Raw genomic sequence first — 17,088 nt, 5'->3', positions numbered from 1 at the left:
AACCTCTATATAAGAGGTTTTTAACGTCGGGGTTGAGCAACCAAAGCAGATTGGATATTGAACTGACGTTTGAGCAACCACCGCAGACCAAGCGCCACAGCTCCGACGATAATCAGAGCAAGTGCTGGAAGCTGCACATTGATTGAAACAGGAAGGAGTCCTGAGAAAATCGTTACAGCAATCCAAAGTAAGACAGATAGGGTCGTAGCTAAGAAGCCTTTCCAATTCCACTTTTGGCGAACACCGTCGGCTTTTGGCCGGTAAAAGAAACGGTACATTAGATACATTACGAGTCCCGCCACAGCTGCTGAAAGTATCACCGTTACAAAACCATAGACAGGTGAATTTGAAGTGAATAAAGCCATCACACCGTTAAGAAGTGAGATGAAGCCCAGAAAAAGCAAGCTACTATCCAACCACATCAAGCCTGGGTTTTCATTTTTTTCACTGACAGGTTTGTCAGCAACTTTTGGTTGATATTGTTGAACAAATTCAGTTGGCGCTCCCAATAATTTGCGGGCAATAATACCTGATTTTTGACCTTCAATAATTTGCGGCAGAATATCATTTAAAATGACCTTAACTTCTTCATCTGATTTCCCAACTAAAATCAGTTGTTTCGTTACCGAATGAATATATTCTTTATTTTTAGCAGTAAGTTCTTCGATTAAATTTTCCATAGTATCATTTTAGCAGAAAGTAGGGAAAAAAACAGCAAAAAATTTTTAAAAGCTTGATTTTTTCAATTGAAAAATGTTATAATCAACAAGTATGTTGTTTTTAAGCACATAAAAATCTAATGGGAGGTAAATATCATGTCTAAAGAATGTTATTTTACTGGTCGTAAGACTGTTTCAAGTAATAACCGTTCACACGCGATGAACCAAACTAAACGTGTCGTTAAACCTAATCTTCAAAAAGTTACGATTCTTGAAAACGGTGAACTCAAAACTGTCTGGGCTTCAGCTAAAGCTTTGAAGAAATTGCCAGCAGGCGTTGAACGCGTATAATTTTTGTTTTTTGCAAAACACAAAAATTCCTGTCATTTGACGGGTTTTTTTTATGTGAAAGCCGCAAAAAGTTTACTGACAGGGCTGTCAGTAACGCTTAATTGGACAAAAATTCATGTCAGCGCTGACAAATTCCTATTTTCTAAGCCAGCGATTCAAAAGCTCTGTTTTATTTCATAAAAGTATGATAAAATGGGTAATGATATTTAAATAATATGGAGGAAAGTGCCGTTTGTCAACCAAGTCTTTATTTTTGCAGCAACTGCAAAAGCAAAAATATGACGGCGGTACAACTACGAAAATGAGTGTTACTATTAACAACCAACATGGTAACGTCGATATTGCTACCGAAGTCATTGCGACTGTTGTAGGGGCATCTACGACTGAAATCTTCGGCGTAGTCGGCATGACCAGCAAATCTGCTGTCAAAGATAATGTCCGCAGTATTTTACGCCAAGAAAATTACTCTAAAGGGGTTGTGGTTACAACCACCGACAACGAAACTTCAATTGATGTTTATGTCGTTATCTCTTACGGTGTAAAAATCAGCGAAGTGGCTAAAAATATTCAAGAACGTGTACGCTTTAACCTCGAGAATCAACTCGGTATCACAGCAAGTAGCGTGAACGTCTACGTACAAAATGTGAAGGTGGTTGAAGACTAGTGTCAAATATCAATGCAAGTAAATTTCAAGAAATGGTTCAAGCGGCAGCAAGTCGTTTGAACGAGCAAGCTGAATATGTCAATTCACTCAATGTTTTCCCTGTCCCAGATGGTGACACGGGAACAAACATGGGGATGACCATTACTAATGGAGCGAAAGACGTAGCCAACAAACCAGCCAATACGGTGGGTGAAGTTGCACAAATTCTCTCAAAAGGGCTTTTGATGGGAGCACGGGGAAACTCTGGCGTTATCTTAAGTCAACTTTTTCGCGGATTTGCTCAGTATGCCCAAGATTATGCTGAATTGGATGGAATCCATCTGGCTGCTGCCTTACAAAACGGGGTAGAAGTTGCTTATAAAGCTGTCATGAAACCAGTTGAAGGTACGATCTTAACTGTTTCACGCGGTGCTGCTGAATTAGCTAACCGAAAAACAAATGAAACAGATGATGCAACGGAAATCATGACCGCTGCCCTTGAAGGGGCTAAACGTGCTTTAGCTAAAACTCCTGAGATGCTGCCTGTCCTCAAGGAAGTCGGTGTGGTGGACTCTGGTGGACAAGGGCTTGTTTACATCTACGAAGGCTTCCTAATGGCCTTAAATGGAGAGTTCGTCCCTGAAACGCCGGTTGCTGAATTGGGCGCGATGGATCGTATGGTCAATGTGGAACATGAAAGTGTAGCTAACGCTTCGACAGCCGATATCAAGTTTGGTTATTGTACTGAAATTATGGTCGAACTCGGTAAAGGCCCTACTGCGCGCGAAAACTATGATCACGACAACTTCCAAACTTATCTTGCTGGTATTGGGAATTCACTTCTTGTCGTTGATGACGAAGAAATCGTCAAAGTCCATGTTCACACTGAAGATCCTGGATTAGTGATGCAAGAAGGCCTTAAATATGGACGTTTAGTCAAAGTGAAAGTTGATAACATGCGCCTGCAAAATGAAGGGGTGGCTGAAAAAGAAGCTAAAACTTCAAATGTATCAACTTCAACTTCTAAAAAAGACTGGGGTCTTATTGCAATTGCAGCGGGAGATGGTTTGGCAGAGATTTTCCGGGAAATGGGCGTTAATCACGTTGTTTCAGGTGGTCAAACCATGAATCCTTCTACGGAAGATATTTTGAATGCCATTGAAGCCGTTAACGCAGAAAAAGTCATTATTCTACCTAATAATAAAAATATTTTTATGGCTGCGAAATCTGCTGCTGAAGTTGCGGAAATTCCTGTGGAAGTCATTGAATCTGCAACCGTCCCTCAAGGTTTTACCGCTCTGTTAAGCTTTGATCCTACACGTACAATCGAAGAAAACAAAGCTACAATGACGGATGCTTTGGCTGATGTCCAATCTGGTTCAGTCACTACAGCGATTCGTGATACGAACGTTGATGGAATCGAAATTCATAAAAAAGATACGCTTGGCATGTTAAACAATAAGATTGTCGTTTCTACTAAAAAGATGAACGATGCAATCTTTGCAGTCTTTGATAAAATGATTGATGAAGACAGTGAAATTGCAGCAATCTATGTTGGAGCTGAAGGCAAAAAAGCAAATGCTGAGCGAATTGCAAAAGAGCTCGAGAAAAAACATCCTCAAATTGAGGTAGAGATTCACGAAGGAAAGCAACCTGTATACCCTTATCTCTTCTCTGTAGAGTAAAAAGAAAAAAGGCCCGCCATTGGGTCTTTTTTTTATGCCTTTCTTTTTAGTTGCACTTTTACAAATTGTCGTTAAGTTTTTCACAAATTTTTGTAAGCTAAAGAAGAATTTGATATAATCATACATAATGTAAAGTTTACTTGACATTTTTAGCAAAAATGGAGGAGCATTGATGGAAACACTCGCTACTACGCACATAGGTCAAATCTATTATATCGATAAAATTGTTGGGAAAGACCAAGGGAAACTCCGAGAATTAGGTTTAATTACCGATAGAGAGATCTCACTCCTTTCAAACGATGGAGAAAATGCTATCCTCAAAATTGCTGAGCAACGCTTGGCTTTGAACAGCAATTATTTAAAGCAAATCTTTGTTAAAAAAGAACGTTCAAGTGAAGAGATCATTGGCCTTTCTCACTTACAAGTCGGTCAATCCGGTGTCGTCAGACTGATTGACGCAACAGGCGAAATCAAACGACGACTGATGGATATGGGAATCACACGCGGCACAAGCATTCACATTCATAAATTGGCGCCCCTTGGCGATCCTATTGAGTTGCGCCTGCGTGGTTATGCACTTTCTTTACGAAAAATAGATGCGGAAAAAATCAAAGTTGTCCTTGAAAAATAATGACATTCTCAAAAGTTACTGACAGTCTGGTCAGTAAGACTTTGCCTGAAAACCTCTTACAGAAATTTTAAACTATGAAAACTATTGCTTTACTGGGTAATCCCAACAGCGGAAAAACAAGCCTTTTTAATCTTTTGACGGGCGCTAATCAACAAGTCGGAAACTGGCCAGGAGTCACTGTCGAGCGAAAATCTGGCTACTTTAAAAAAGAACGCACCATCTGTATCCAAGACTTACCAGGGCTTTATTCCCTCTCTCCTTACTCCCTTGATGAACAAGTCGCGCGGGATTACTTGACCCAAACCCCACCAGATGTGCTCATCAATATTATTGATGCAACCAATCTTGAACGTTCACTTTACCTGACGTTGCAACTGATGGATTTTGAACTCCCTATGGTCATTGCGCTCAACATGAGTGACTTATTGGTAAGTCAAGGTAAAACCATCGATCTTGACCGTCTCTCTTATAGCCTTGGGATACCTGTCATTGCAACATCTGCTCTTAAAAACAAAGGGGTGGATGAGTTAATCAAAACCGCCTTAACTGCCCCGAAAGCACAGCCTTTGGATTATGATCACCGCTTAGAGAGTGCCCTGGTTGAAATTAAAAAAGTTGCCGCTTTAAATCATCGCTTTGACCAAATTAAACTTTTCGAAGGAGACCCATTCTTACTGACCAAGCTGTCAGCGGATCAGCGCACAGAAATCAATGAGATTGTCCGCATTACAGAAAAGTTGATGAATGACGAACGAGAAGCCATTCTGGTCAATGAACGCTATGACTTGATTGGTCAATTCATTAAGCTTTGCGTCACTATAAAGAATCCAGCAACTTTTAATCGGACTGATCAAATCGACCGACTTCTTACTCACAAATGGCTGGGCTTACCCTTCTTTGTTTTGATTATGTGGCTTGTTTACTTCATCTCTATCCAAACTGTCGGGACGGCTGCGACCGATTGGCTCAATGATGTCTTCTTTGGAAACTGGCTTCCCAATCTTCTGACTTCTGGGATGAATGCATTAGCTATCGTCCCCTGGCTTCAAGATCTTGTGCTCAATGGCATCCTCGCTGGAATTGGAGCAATCTTAGGCTTTGTACCCCAGATTTTTGTACTTTTTTTCCTTCTTGGAATCCTTGAAGATTCTGGCTATATGGCGCGTGTTGCCTTCGTCATGGATCGGCTTTTTCGTCGTTTTGGTCTTTCTGGAAAATCATTTATTCCCATGCTCATCGCTTCTGGTTGTGGTGTTCCAGGCATTATGGCCACTCGTACAATCGAGCAAGAACGAGACCGAAAAATTACGATTATGGTCACCACTTTCATGCCCTGTTCAGCTAAACTTCCCTTGATAGCGCTCGTGTCTGGTGCATTTTTCCGCCAAGAAAGCTGGGTGGCTCCAAGTGCCTATTTTTTAGGGATGGCCATGATTGTAATCTCTGGAATCATCTTGAAAAAAACACGCCTCTTTGCCGGGGATACTTCTGCTTTTATCATGGAATTGCCCAGTTATCATTTACCTCAACTCCGCACAGTCTTTAAATATGCTTTGGATCGGGGACTCAGCTTTATCAAGCGTGCGGGGACAATTATTTTTGCCATGAACGTCTTGATTTGGTTTACCGCCAACTTCAACTGGAGTTTACAAGAGGTCAATACCAATCAATCCATTTTGGCTGATTTTGGTAGAGTAATTGCAATCTTCTTTGCTCCTTTAGGTTTTGGAGAATGGCGTGCTACTGTTGCGACCCTTACCGGACTTATCGCCAAAGAAACTGTCGTGGGAACGATGGGCGTCCTTTTTGCGCATGGCTCAGGTGGAACACACCAGCTCTGGCAAGCAGTCTCATCGACTTATACCCCATTAGCAGCTTATTCTCTTCTTGTTTTCAACCTCTTATGTGCCCCTTGCGTAGCCGCCATTTCAACTATCCATAAAGAGATGGGGGATCTGCGTTGGACCTTACGTGCAGTAGGTTTTCAAACTCTTATTGCTTACAGCATGAGTTTTATCATTTACCAGCTCGGTAACGTCATTATCCAAAAACAATGGACTAACTTCACTTTTTTAGCGCTCTTTGTTTTAATCATTGGTCTTTACTACATTTTCAGAAATCGAAAGGAAGTCACTTATGAACTTGGCTAGCATCATTCTTTTATTGCTCATCTTAGCCGCAACCGGCTACACCATTTTTAAAACAATTCGTAGCAAAGGCGCGTGTGAAGACTGTCAAACGACGACCTGTCCCGTCAAAGGCTTAGCGACTCAAGAGACTAAACCCCAAAACCCTGTTCAACATGATTGTTGTCAATAAAAAAGTTACTGACAGGGCTGTCAGTAACTTTAAAGGCTTCGGTAAGACACCTGCTAAGGTGTTTTTTATCTTTAAAAATGAATCAAGCTTATAAATAATAAGAGGACTTGCACCAGTTGAAAAATCATCAAAATCTTCACAGAAACGATAAAGGTTTCTCTTTTGATTTGTCGGTGGAGATAAGGCTTAGCTAATTTGACCATCAGAGGACTGATTAATAGGATCACTAATAAGACAGGTGAGAGGAGTCCCAGGATTACAGCCACTACCACAGCCACAAAAGCCAGAATCAGGGCCAACTTCCACCAGAGCAAAGCTGCACTTTTACCAATATAATGGACAATCGTAAAGCGATGATTAGCCTCATCTTCTTCAAGGTCACAGGTGTTGTTGGCCAACATAAGGTTGGCGATTAATAAGGTATTGGGCAAAGCGACAAGAAAAGTTGCTCCAATCGTTTGCCAAGTCCACACAAAACTGCCATATGTATTGATATAAACACATATCAAAAAAATGACGTATCCCATCGTGATTCCGGAGAGCCACTCGCCTACAGGCAGCGACGATAAAGGCTTTGGTCCCCCAGCATAGAAAACCCCTACTGCATAACAAAGCAGGCCAAGCCAAAAGACCGCCCAACCGGTCATCATAGCCACAATAAGTCCCAAAATCAGGCTTCCGAAAAAGAAGAAAGCCAATAAACCCTTGATGGTCGATAGAGAGATATTCTCACGACCTATAATGTTCGTATTTTTTTGATAATCCTCTGTATCCACAGCATTATGATAATCATTGTAGTTATCCCAGATATCTACAAAGCAATTAAAGAGAAACATGGCGATAAAATAAATCGTAAGGGGCAATGGTTGCGCCAAGTGATAATGATAAAGCGAATACCCTAAGCCCAATAAAAAAGGGAAAATCGAGGCTGTTTTAGCTTTTAGCTCAATAAGTTCAGCAAACGTTCTGATCTTCATTTCTACTGTTCAATCCTTTCAAATAGATACCGAACAAAACCTGTCAAAGACAGGTTTTAATAATTTCTGTGTAATAAAATAGTTGTAGCTTCTTCCAAAATTTGTCGATGCCGTGAAGGAGGTAACTTTTGAATTTCAACCAAAGCAAGATCGGTCAGCCGACTTGCCACCATCAGAGCTCCCGTCAAACCACCTAGCGCTTTGACTAACTCAGCAAGCTCAAGGCATTCTTGGCGCGTTAGAAGTTCTGGTGCCTTCAGATAAGGCATTACTGCCGATGCATCAGCTTCTTTAGCTAGAAGAAGGGGTAGAGTATAGATTCCTTGCCGAAAGTCTGTCAAGATTGGCTTGTCTGCTTCATCTAAACCGACGGTAAAGTTTAAAATATCATCATAAACTTGAAAAGCTAAGCCAATTGCACGACCAATTTTACGTGCTGAGCGTTGCATTTGCTGATTTCCCCCAGCAAAATAAACGCCCTCTAAACAGCTCAAACTTAATAATTCTGCTGTTTTTCCGCTGATTGCTTTCATGTAGCGCCGTGCCGTATTTTGCGCATTGAAGGCGGACTGCATCTGGGTTAACTCGCCTTGTAAGATTCGTTTCATCGACTTTGCATTTTTTGACAAGAAGGGCGTACCGTTCATGGTCTCAATCAAAAGTTCGAAATAAACCGTATAAACAAAGTCCCCTGCATATACGGCCACATCTTTTCCAAATTGAGACTCGATAGAAGGAAGACCACGCCGCAAGGGGGAATCATCAATAATATCATCATGAATTAAGGTCGCAGAATGAAGCATTTCTAAGGAAGCGGCAATTTTAATCAACTGCTCTTCATCAGAAGTAGCATCGGGAACAATTCCAGCGAACAGCAAAAAAAGCGCCGGGCGGACCATCTTTCCCCCTCGAGAGATGAACTTTTCCAAGGCCTCTTGTATTTCTTGATTATTTATCTTTAAACGAGCTGCCATAAGCCCTTGTACGTCTTTTAATTTTTCCTGTATTTCAGGATAGTCCTGCCAAAATGTGAGCACTGTTTCTTTATTTCCTCTCGGGTGATGCTGCAACTGTTTTTGGCAAAGGTCAGAGAGAAAAGGAGCTCTCAGAGGAAAGCAAAGTCAAACCTCTAAAACTTACTTTTGCTGATTGTTCCTCTGATAAGTCGTGCCTTCGCTCGAAACAGTATTAAACGCTTACTCTCTATTTTAGCAAAATCACTACAATGTTGCTCATTTGCGATTTGACAAGTTAATAAAAAGAAGTTCTTGTGAACTTCTTTTTTACCGAATTTCCATGATGCGGGATTGAGGCAAGCGATAGCTAGGTTTACCTTTATTTTCAGCTCTTCCTAAAGGAATGATAAGTTCTGGCCGATAGCGTCGCTCTACTTCTAAAAGTTCATTGACCGCACTTGTACGGTCAAAACCGAGCAGCATATTGCTCTCATAACCATAGTTTTTAATTGCCAAAGCAAGATTCATGGCTACAATACCCGTATTGATTGATAAGTAGTTGCTCTCATAAAGCTCTTCAAAACCTTCATACATTTGAGGATACTGACTATTAAAGCGCAAAAGTTGCTCATCATCCAATTCGCCAGCTCCCAAACGAGCAATCTCACGAGAACGTTCCACAAGATCTGTGTCACTAAACAATACGATGACAGCACCAGCTTGTTTGATTTGTTCATGGTTACCAGGCTTGACCACCTGCAACAAAGCATCGCGTTTTTCAGCAGATTCTACGATTACGAAATGCCAACTTTGAATATTATGTGCAGAAGGGGCCAAACTTGCTGCTGAGATGATCTGTTTCACATCAACCGTAGGAATTTTTGTGCCATCAAAAAATTTAACAGCATGGCGTGATTTGTTGAGCTTTACGTAATCCATGAGTACTCCTTTATTGATCTTTCAACTTCCAAAACGAGGTCAAGCCTGTGCTAAAAAAAATACAAATCAGGCTTTGCCTTTTTTTCGGTTGTGGAGATCGTTTTCATTTTAGTTTGTTACTATTTTAGCAGATTTTTACCATTTTTGCATGTTTATTTACAGGATTTTTTACTGACCACGCTGTCAGTAACTTTATTATTCAATGAAATTAAAAAAGTATGCTTTCTATTACCTTCTTAGTCATTCGTTTTTGCTGCACTTAAAGCCCGTGCTGACAGAACTGTCAGTAAGAAAAAAGCTGTCAGTATCATTACTCACAGCTCCCTTTTCAGGCGATATTCGCTTTATTTTTCTTGATTTGTTTCGAACGTAATTGTCCACAGGCAGCATCAATATCTGTGCCATGCTCTTGTCTTACGACACAATTGATGCCATTTTTCTTGAGTACATCATAAAATTTCGTCGTGTCATTTTTGGTTGAGCGTTCGTATTTGATGTGTTCTGCTACTGGATTATAAGGAATCAAATTGACATAAGAAAGTTTGTTGCGTGGTTTGATCAAATCAGCCAGCTGTTGGGCTATTTCCGGACTATCATTTTCCCCAGACAACATGATGTATTCATAAGTTACTCGCCGATTGGTCGTCTCTGTATAATAATCAATGGCCTCAAAAAGTTTTTCAAGCGGTGCATTGCGTGTAATACGCATCAAGCTTGTCCGCAATGCATTATTTGGTGCATGTAAAGAAATTGCCAAGTTAACTTGCAGATTTTCGTGAGCAAATTCTTTGATTTTTTTCGGCATAAAGCCACATGTTGAAACCGTGATATGACGTGCACCAATGGCTAATCCGTTATCATCATTGATGACACGTAAAAAGTTCATTAAGTGTTCATAATTATCAAATGGCTCACCAATCCCCATTACCACAATGTGCGATACGCGTTCATCCAAACCACGTTCATCAAAATATTTTTGAACCAACATAATCTGACTGACAATCTCACCAGCAGTTACATCGCGTTCTTTTTTCAAGATTCCGCTGGCACAGAAAGTACATCCCATGTTACATCCTACTTGTGTCGTTACACAGACGGATAATCCATAGGCTTGACGCATCAGTACCGTTTCAATCATCACCTTATCAGGTAACATAAATAAATATTTAACGGTCCCATCTTCGGATTCTTGAACTACCACTTGTTGCAATGGATTAATTATGAAATTTTCATTAAGCTTAGCAATAAAAGCTTGAGACAAGTTCGTCATTTCTTCAAAAGATTGGACACGTTTCCGGTATAACCAGTCCCAAACTTGCGTCGCTCGAAACTTCTTTTCCCCATTTTCCTGCGCCCATTCAATCAACTGATCTCTTGTTAGTCCGTAAATTGAAGGACGAGTTTCTGTTTGTGTATTTTCTATCATTATTCTTTCTCTGTTATCTTCTTTATCTTATTACAAGTGCCATGCTGACAGCCTCATCCAAAGGCCACTTACAGCGCCGTCAGTAACATTTTTATAAAAAATGCTTAAAGACGGATAAAGGAGTAGCTTTTTAAGGCAACTCCCTGATTAATAATTCCAAGTCTCTATTTTAATCTAAAAAGTCAGATTTGACAAGCTTTTAACTAATCTTTCCCACGTGTTCGGATAACAAAACCAGGTTTTGAAGTATCTTTGGTTTTAGACTTAGGTGGCGTTTGTGGCGTTTCCCGTTGACTCACTTTAAATTTTTTATCCTTGGTCTGATTTTGTTGCACTGACTTGTGAGCATTTGCTGAAGCCGTTTTGGACTTCTTTGATTTTACTTTCTCACGGATTTGAAAATCCTTACTAGCACTTACCGCTTTGTCAGTACGTTGATTGTTTTTTGTACCTACTTGCTCTTCTTCTGAGCGCCCTTTGTTGCGGTTACGATTCCGATTGCGCTTACGCCTTGGTTTATCAAGCGTCTGCTTCATTTCTTTTTCTGTATAAATTTTTTCAGAAACAAAGGCTTCTTCTTTTTTAGCATCTCGTGAACGGATACGACGCAAAACAAAGTAAGCACAACCATAGTTGCAATACTCATTGATATAGTCTTCTAAATGATCAATCTTATTATCTGCAAGCATTTTTCGACGACTAGCCGAGAAAAAACCTTTCAGGCGTAGCTGCTCAAAGCCCCAGTCTCCAACGATATAATCATATTTGTCCAAGACATCTGAAAAACGTTGTTCTAATTTTTCTGCATCAAAAGCCTCGCGATGATTCTGCACAATATGAAAAGTTCGTGACCCTATTTGGACCACTTCACCACTTGCAATAACATGTTCGCCAGGATACTTATTATAATTTAATTTAGTTTCATCTATTACTTTAGGCATTTAATCTTTTTCTATTTCTAATCTTTTAAAATGTTCCGCCACAATCTCCCGCAAAAAATAAGGGAATAAGATTTCCGACTCTCCCAATTTTTTCAACAATGGAAAATACCAGGCAAATAAATACTGATCCGGCAGCGCAATTTGATATACCGACTGTGGATTCAACTTTTCACCTCTTGGGGCACCTCTTTTTTTCAGGTAAAAGTCACCCTTTCTAAACTCTAAGCCATAAAAAACAAGGGAGCCAAAGGTTTTTCCACGAAAACCCATGCCTTGAATCTGCTGTGTCGCCAGATAGGCAGAAACGTCCATCATTTCCAACAAAACGCGTTTAAGCTCCTCCCCAGTAAAGGTAAAGCGAACTAACCGAATCGAGTGAGGTAAAATCTCGTGGAGATTATCTAAAGTCAGACATGCCGGGAGCTGATCAGCCACTACCAAACCAGAATTAACGACGGCTAGACTTGTCTGAGCTGCTTGTGCAAAAAGTTCTGCAAAATAATAACTTGCAGCAAAGTCCGGATAACGATTGCTTAAAGGGGCCTTCAGTTGAGCCACTACTGTGCCTTTTAGCAGAGCGTGACCTTTTAATTCCCAACCATTAATTTCCACCAGGTCTGATTTCTTTTGTGGAAGTGTGTTTGTAGCGATTGCCTCTATCTTTGCATCCACCAAGTGATTCTGCTCATCAAAAGTTAAATCAATCTGACCCACGTGATCCCCATAGCGGCCAGCTGCTGCCAGCAAAGTCTGCTCCACCTGTGCACCATGCTCAAACAAATGATGAGTATGCGCTCCGATAATCAAATCAATGGCATAGCTTCGCGCAATCTTCTCATCCACGTTTTTACCCAAATGGGACAGCAAGATGGTAAAATCACAATCTAGTTGAGGCAAAAGCTCATCCAATACCTCAAAAGGATCAGACAAGTACCATCCCGCTTGCGGATAAGCTCGCGTATAAGGGGCTGTTAAACCAATCAAACCAACACGCAAACCAAAAGTTGTCGTCACAACCATAGGCGTACTATGTGAAAAAGTGGTAGCAAGATTTGACAGTAAAACTGGAAAATTAGCCTCATCATATAAGTGACTCAGCATCGTGTGGGTCAAGCCCAATCCTTCATTATTACCAATGGTTGCCGCTGTTAAGTGGAGCTGGTTCATCAGCGCTACATTGATTTGTCCTTGGGTGGCCTCCGTCAGCGGATGGACACGGTCCACATTATCCCCCAAATCAAAACGTAAAGTTTCGATGCCTTGGCTGGATTTTTCCGCAAAAAAACGTTCTATCACTGGAAAATGTTCCAAATGAGAGTGAAGGTCATTCAAATGAAGGATACGCAGATTATTCATAGCTCCATTATATCATAAGTGTTAAGCATTGAAAGCCCCTACTCATTAAAAGAAAAGAAAAAACGCTATGCGCTTTTTCTTTTAACGTCCTGTTGATCCAAAACCACCTGTGCGAGTCTCTTTATCTTGTTTTTCATCCCCATCAGCAACCAAAAAAGGCACAAAAACGCCTTGAACCACGCGCTCACCCTTCTCAACAATTACTTCATGATCTGTGAAATTACGCATTTGCATAAACATATGCCCTTCATTATCAGGATTGTTATAATAATCCTTATCAATCACACCAACCGAGTTAATCAAAACCAACCCTTTTTTTCGTGGGTTTGAAGAGCGATCGTACATGTAAAGTACTTCACCAGCTTGCATATAAGCTTTCAGCCCTGTCGGAATAAGTTTAATCTCACCGGGTGCCAAGCTTACTGTCTCCGCTGCCTCAATATCATATCCCGCTGCGTGTTCTGTTGACCTCTTAGGAAGATTAATTCCAGCATCTGCATATTTTTCTACAACTTCAAAACCACGAATTTTCATTAAATCACCTCTTTTTGTTTTACCTATTATAACATAAATAAAAAGTGTCCCATGGACACTTTTTATTATTTTATTTCTTCAGCATTCGTTTCAATCAGATGCTGATACCAATAATATGAATCTTTAGGGATTCTTTTCAGGGAACCTTCCATGGTTTCGTCCTGATCAACATAAACGAAACCATAACGTTTTTGATAGCCATTCAACCAAGAAAGTAAGTCGGTATAAGACCACGTATGGTAACCAATTACTGTCGCTCCATCGGTGATAGCTTCTTTAATGGCCCTAACGTGACTCTCGAGATAGTTAATCCGATAATCATCGTGAACTTTTCCTTCTTCCAACTTATCATATTCACCTAAACCATTCTCTGTAATCATTATAGGGATACGGTAGCGTGAAGTAATCCGACGTAGAGCAATTCGCAAACCTTCAGGGTCAATTTCCCAATCCCAGTTAGTCCGCTCAACAAAGGGATTTTGAATTTTTTTGTGTAAACCTGGTACTCCGGACTCTTTTGTCGTTCCTTTTTTTCCAGTCGTATTGAATGAAGCAGCACCTACACCGCCATCAAGTGGATTCCATGCATTTGTCGCACTTTGATAATAGTTAATTCCTAAGAAATCAGGCTGAGCGGATTTTAAGAGCGCAGCATCTCCCGCTTCAAATACAGGCGCTAAGCCTTGTTCACGTAATAAAGCAAGAGCTGCTAACGGATATTCCCCATACATATAAACATCCATCCAGAAATGACTGTACATTTCTTCGGCATTTTCAGCAGCGAGAACATTTCGCGGATCACTATCCTTCGCATATTGTGGGGTATAAGCAAAAGAAGGACCGATTTGTCCAGGAATTTCTAATTCATGGAATTTATTAATGACCGTAGCATTTGCCAAGTTAGCAATGTGATTAACCTGATAAAAAAGTTTCATATCTTTTTTTCCAGGTGGGTGTGTAGCTGTTACCCAACCTTGATTGGTAAAGACATTTTGTTCATTCAATGATACCCAGTATTTTACTTTTCCTTTGAAAGTCTCAAACAAAATTTCTGCATAATTTAAAAAATCTCCGATAATCTCACGAGACTCCCATCCCCCATACAAATCCTGCAAACTTTGAGGCAGATCCCAATGATAGAGGGTGATAATTGGCTCAATTCCATTTTCAATTAATTCATCTACGAGATTCTCATAGAATTTTAGCCCAGCTGAATTGACCGCTCCTCGTCCTTCTGGTAATACTCGAGTCCAAGCCACAGAAAACCGATAACTTTTTAGACCAAGTTCTTTCATCAAAGCAACATCTTCTTTGTAACGATGATAATGATCCACCGCTACATCTCCATTTGTCCCTTTAAATGTCTTTCCTGGAATACGAACAAAATTATCCCAGACGCTAGCTTTTTTCCCATCTTCAAATGGCGCGCCCTCTACTTGGTAAGCTGCAGAGGCTGATCCCCAAAGGAAATCGGCAGGAAAGGTGCTCAGTTTTTTATGCTCCATAGTGTTCTCCATTAGTTTTATTGATAGTACTATTATACCATTTGTAAACGTTTTATTTTGTTCCATATTCCGGAACTTGTTTTTTATTGGCTTTGTCTGTGAGGAAAAAAACGCCTTTGCGACGTTTCTTATTTCCGTGTTTTGATTTCGATATTTTTGTGTGCTTGTAACTGTTCTTGTGCTCTTTTTTCAGCTTTTTTCTTTTGGTTTCTCGCAACTAAAATCATAACGCCTCCAATTAAAACAAAGAGAAGACCAGTCCAATTGCGATAGGCGATCAATAAGAAGCCTAAGCTGATAAATGCGATTCCCCACGTACTCATACGACAGCCACATTAAAGAAAAGTGCCGCACCAAAAGGGCTATTCTTAATCAATTGCTTTGCTGTTGCTGCATCAGTAGTAGCATCATCTGAAGGAGTTTCAAAATATAATTTTAAGCCTTGCTTTTTGGTATGTTTAAAACCATTCGTTTCTAAAAGTTCAATAATTTCTTTTTGCATCATTGCAGAATTTACAAGTATCATTTACTTTCCTCCTCTGGATATTTTTATCACACTTGATAAGACTTTCAATAAAATCTTATCATATTTAACAAAAATGTGTAGAGCAAGTTCTTTGCCTGCTCTACCATCCATTTCTAAATTAATCGAGTTCTTCTTCTTCCAATTTGTTCGCTGCAATAACGAATGGTGTCCAAATAACGAAAGTGATTGCTAAGTTAATGATTGTCAAAACAATCGCCCGCCAGTCAAATCCAGTAGCCATGAACGCATTCATAATTGGTGGCGTTACCCACGGCACGGCATTGACAACAGGATCCACTAAGTGAAGTGCTGTTGCCGTGTAGGCAATGATTACTGAAATCAATGGTGCTACTGCAAATGGGATAAAGAAGATGGCATTCAAGACAACTGGGAGACCAAAGAGGACTGGTTCGTTGATATTGAAGATTCCTGGTGCGAGTCCAAGACGTCCGACCACTTTATAGTCTTTCCGTTTAGAAAAGAGGATAATCGCAATAACAAGAGTGATGGTACCACCCGAGCCACCGAACCAGGCAAAGGCATCCCATGATCCACGTACCCAAAGGTTGACATAGTCACCATTGATGGCATGCGCTTTATCAATCGCACCTTTAGCAACCAAGTCACGAATACCTGAAGAGTGAACTTGGAAGTAGAGGGCTTGGTTATTAAGACCAAGAGGTCCCCAAATCCCATCAAGTACTGGTGCCAAAACGTTTGGTCCGTGAAGTCCAAAGAACCAGAAGACTGACACAAACAGTGTGACAATCAGCACTGAGAAAATATTTTGAGATAAAATTTGGAACGGTTGAGCAATGTATTTGGTAATCAAGTTAATGACAGAATCATCAGTCAACTTACCAATGATGTAGTAGATTAGTCCAACGATGTACAGTGCTGCAATTGTAGGAATGATTGCCAGAAAGGCTTTTGCAACTGCAGGTGGTACTGATTCTGGCATCTTAATCGTGATATCAGCTAGCATAAGTTTCGCATAGATAATAACGGCGATTGCACCCATAATAATGACGGTGAAATAAGCTCCAGCATCAAGGTGAGCTGCGGCAAAAAGCGGTTTCCAAGTAGCAAGACCTTGGTCTCCTAGGACACCATTAAGCTTGTCAGTTGCTGCTACTCCAGCTTTACCTGTACCGAGTGTTTCGGTAAATTTGAGCATTTGGTTTGGCAAACCTGCAAATAAAGTCGCTACTGATACGATACCACCAGCGAGGTCATTGACGCCGTAAGCACGGGCTAAGTTATACCCCCAAGAAAAGGCAAAGATAAGACCAATAACTGTCAGTGTTCCTTGGTTAACAAGGGCTGAAATGTTGTTCAAATCACCAATAATTGGTGTATTGGCAAGGGTCCAGACTTTTTCTGGTGCCAATTTTGAGAATGCTGTTGCTCCCAACATCATTTGTTGAATGGCTGATGGGAAGGTGGTGACGATCGCTGAGATCATCGCTGCTAGGGCACCGGCAAGTGTTGCAGGCAACATACCGATGAATGAGTCACGCAGCGCAACCAGGTGTTTTTGAGACCCAATCTTTGCTGCTACAGGGACGAGATATTTCTCCATCCACGCAGTAATTCCGTTCATGGAATTCCTCCTTTAAAATTAATAATAAATTACTTCC

Annotated in this window: 18 protein-coding genes; 6 read left to right on the top strand and 12 right to left on the bottom strand. The window is 40.6% G+C overall.

Annotated elements, in window-relative coordinates; all coding sequences use genetic code 11:
• Window positions 1-20: 20 nt before the first annotated feature.
• Window positions 21-680: a DUF1129 domain-containing protein gene (locus JKP71_RS02805; RefSeq protein ID WP_200406968.1), complete on the bottom strand. Its 660-nt coding sequence runs from the start codon at window positions 678-680 to the stop codon at window positions 21-23.
• Between the two features lie 135 nt (window positions 681-815).
• On the opposite strand from JKP71_RS02805, the gene rpmB reads away from it, so the two are divergent.
• The 6 genes from rpmB to JKP71_RS02775 all read left to right on the top strand — a co-directional run bounded on the left by rpmB (window position 816) and on the right by JKP71_RS02775 (window position 6,288).
• A complete protein-coding gene (gene rpmB, locus JKP71_RS02800) occupies window positions 816-1,010 on the top strand; it encodes a 50S ribosomal protein L28 (protein ID WP_003129776.1) in 195 nt (64 codons plus the stop codon).
• 301 nt (window positions 1,011-1,311) lie between these two features.
• Entirely contained in the window at window positions 1,312-1,674 is a 363-nt protein-coding gene (locus JKP71_RS02795; RefSeq protein ID WP_075525228.1) for an Asp23/Gls24 family envelope stress response protein, read from the top strand.
• A complete protein-coding gene (gene fakA / locus JKP71_RS02790) occupies window positions 1,674-3,338 on the top strand; it encodes a DAK2 domain-containing protein (protein WP_075525181.1) in 1,665 nt (554 codons plus the stop codon). The genes JKP71_RS02795 and fakA overlap by 1 nt, the downstream gene beginning before the upstream one ends.
• A gap of 172 nt (window positions 3,339-3,510) precedes the next feature.
• On the top strand, window positions 3,511-3,969 hold the full coding sequence (locus tag JKP71_RS02785; RefSeq protein WP_200406967.1) for a ferrous iron transport protein A: 459 nt from the start codon (window positions 3,511-3,513) through the stop codon (window positions 3,967-3,969).
• 74 nt (window positions 3,970-4,043) lie between these two features.
• Window positions 4,044-6,119, top strand: a complete 2,076-nt coding sequence (feoB, locus tag JKP71_RS02780) for a ferrous iron transport protein B (protein ID WP_200406966.1) — start codon at window positions 4,044-4,046, stop codon at window positions 6,117-6,119.
• Window positions 6,106-6,288: a hypothetical protein gene (locus tag JKP71_RS02775; RefSeq protein WP_200406965.1), complete on the top strand. Its 183-nt coding sequence runs from the start codon at window positions 6,106-6,108 to the stop codon at window positions 6,286-6,288. Before feoB ends, JKP71_RS02775 begins: the two co-directional genes overlap by 14 nt.
• Before the next feature lie 71 nt (window positions 6,289-6,359).
• On the opposite strand, the gene JKP71_RS02770 is transcribed toward JKP71_RS02775, so the two are convergent.
• The 11 genes from JKP71_RS02770 to JKP71_RS02720 all read right to left on the bottom strand — a co-directional run bounded on the left by JKP71_RS02770 (window position 6,360) and on the right by JKP71_RS02720 (window position 17,051).
• A complete protein-coding gene (locus JKP71_RS02770; protein WP_200406964.1) occupies window positions 6,360-7,265 on the bottom strand; it encodes a prenyltransferase in 906 nt (301 codons plus the stop codon).
• Window positions 7,266-7,321: 56 nt separating this feature from the next.
• On the bottom strand, window positions 7,322-8,302 hold the full coding sequence (locus tag JKP71_RS02765) for a polyprenyl synthetase family protein (protein ID WP_200406963.1): 981 nt from the start codon (window positions 8,300-8,302) through the stop codon (window positions 7,322-7,324).
• A gap of 246 nt (window positions 8,303-8,548) precedes the next feature.
• Complete coding sequence (locus JKP71_RS02760) at window positions 8,549-9,160, bottom strand: nitroreductase family protein (protein WP_200406962.1); 612 nt, start codon at window positions 9,158-9,160, stop codon at window positions 8,549-8,551.
• A 328-nt stretch (window positions 9,161-9,488) separates the two neighbouring features.
• Complete coding sequence (rlmN, locus tag JKP71_RS02755; protein WP_200406961.1) at window positions 9,489-10,586, bottom strand: dual-specificity RNA methyltransferase RlmN; 1,098 nt, start codon at window positions 10,584-10,586, stop codon at window positions 9,489-9,491.
• A gap of 203 nt (window positions 10,587-10,789) precedes the next feature.
• Window positions 10,790-11,527: a YutD family protein gene (locus JKP71_RS02750; RefSeq protein WP_200406960.1), complete on the bottom strand. Its 738-nt coding sequence runs from the start codon at window positions 11,525-11,527 to the stop codon at window positions 10,790-10,792.
• Complete coding sequence (locus JKP71_RS02745; RefSeq protein ID WP_200406959.1) at window positions 11,528-12,883, bottom strand: bifunctional metallophosphatase/5'-nucleotidase; 1,356 nt, start codon at window positions 12,881-12,883, stop codon at window positions 11,528-11,530. It abuts the gene before it with no gap.
• Between the two features lie 81 nt (window positions 12,884-12,964).
• Window positions 12,965-13,417 carry a dUTP diphosphatase gene (locus tag JKP71_RS02740; protein WP_075525171.1) on the bottom strand — a complete coding sequence of 151 codons (453 nt, stop codon included), beginning with the start codon at window positions 13,415-13,417 and terminating at the stop codon, window positions 12,965-12,967.
• A 65-nt stretch (window positions 13,418-13,482) separates the two neighbouring features.
• On the bottom strand, window positions 13,483-14,922 hold the full coding sequence (locus tag JKP71_RS02735) for a glycoside hydrolase family 1 protein (protein WP_075525170.1): 1,440 nt from the start codon (window positions 14,920-14,922) through the stop codon (window positions 13,483-13,485).
• Between the two features lie 128 nt (window positions 14,923-15,050).
• Entirely contained in the window at window positions 15,051-15,245 is a 195-nt protein-coding gene (locus JKP71_RS02730; protein ID WP_075525169.1) for a preprotein translocase subunit YajC, read from the bottom strand.
• Complete coding sequence (locus JKP71_RS02725) at window positions 15,242-15,448, bottom strand: hypothetical protein (RefSeq protein WP_075525168.1); 207 nt, start codon at window positions 15,446-15,448, stop codon at window positions 15,242-15,244. Before JKP71_RS02725 ends, JKP71_RS02730 begins: the two co-directional genes overlap by 4 nt.
• Window positions 15,449-15,566: 118 nt before the next feature.
• Window positions 15,567-17,051 (bottom strand): PTS sugar transporter subunit IIC, encoded by a 1,485-nt coding sequence (locus tag JKP71_RS02720; protein WP_200406958.1) that lies wholly within the window; start codon window positions 17,049-17,051, stop codon window positions 15,567-15,569.
• Between the last annotated feature and the right edge of the window lie 37 nt (window positions 17,052-17,088).

This window comes from Lactococcus taiwanensis, assembly GCF_014905395.1.
Classification (GTDB): domain Bacteria; phylum Bacillota; class Bacilli; order Lactobacillales; family Streptococcaceae; genus Lactococcus; species Lactococcus taiwanensis.
Note: the sequence above shows the minus strand (reverse complement) of the source record. Positions and strands in the feature narration are given on the sequence as shown.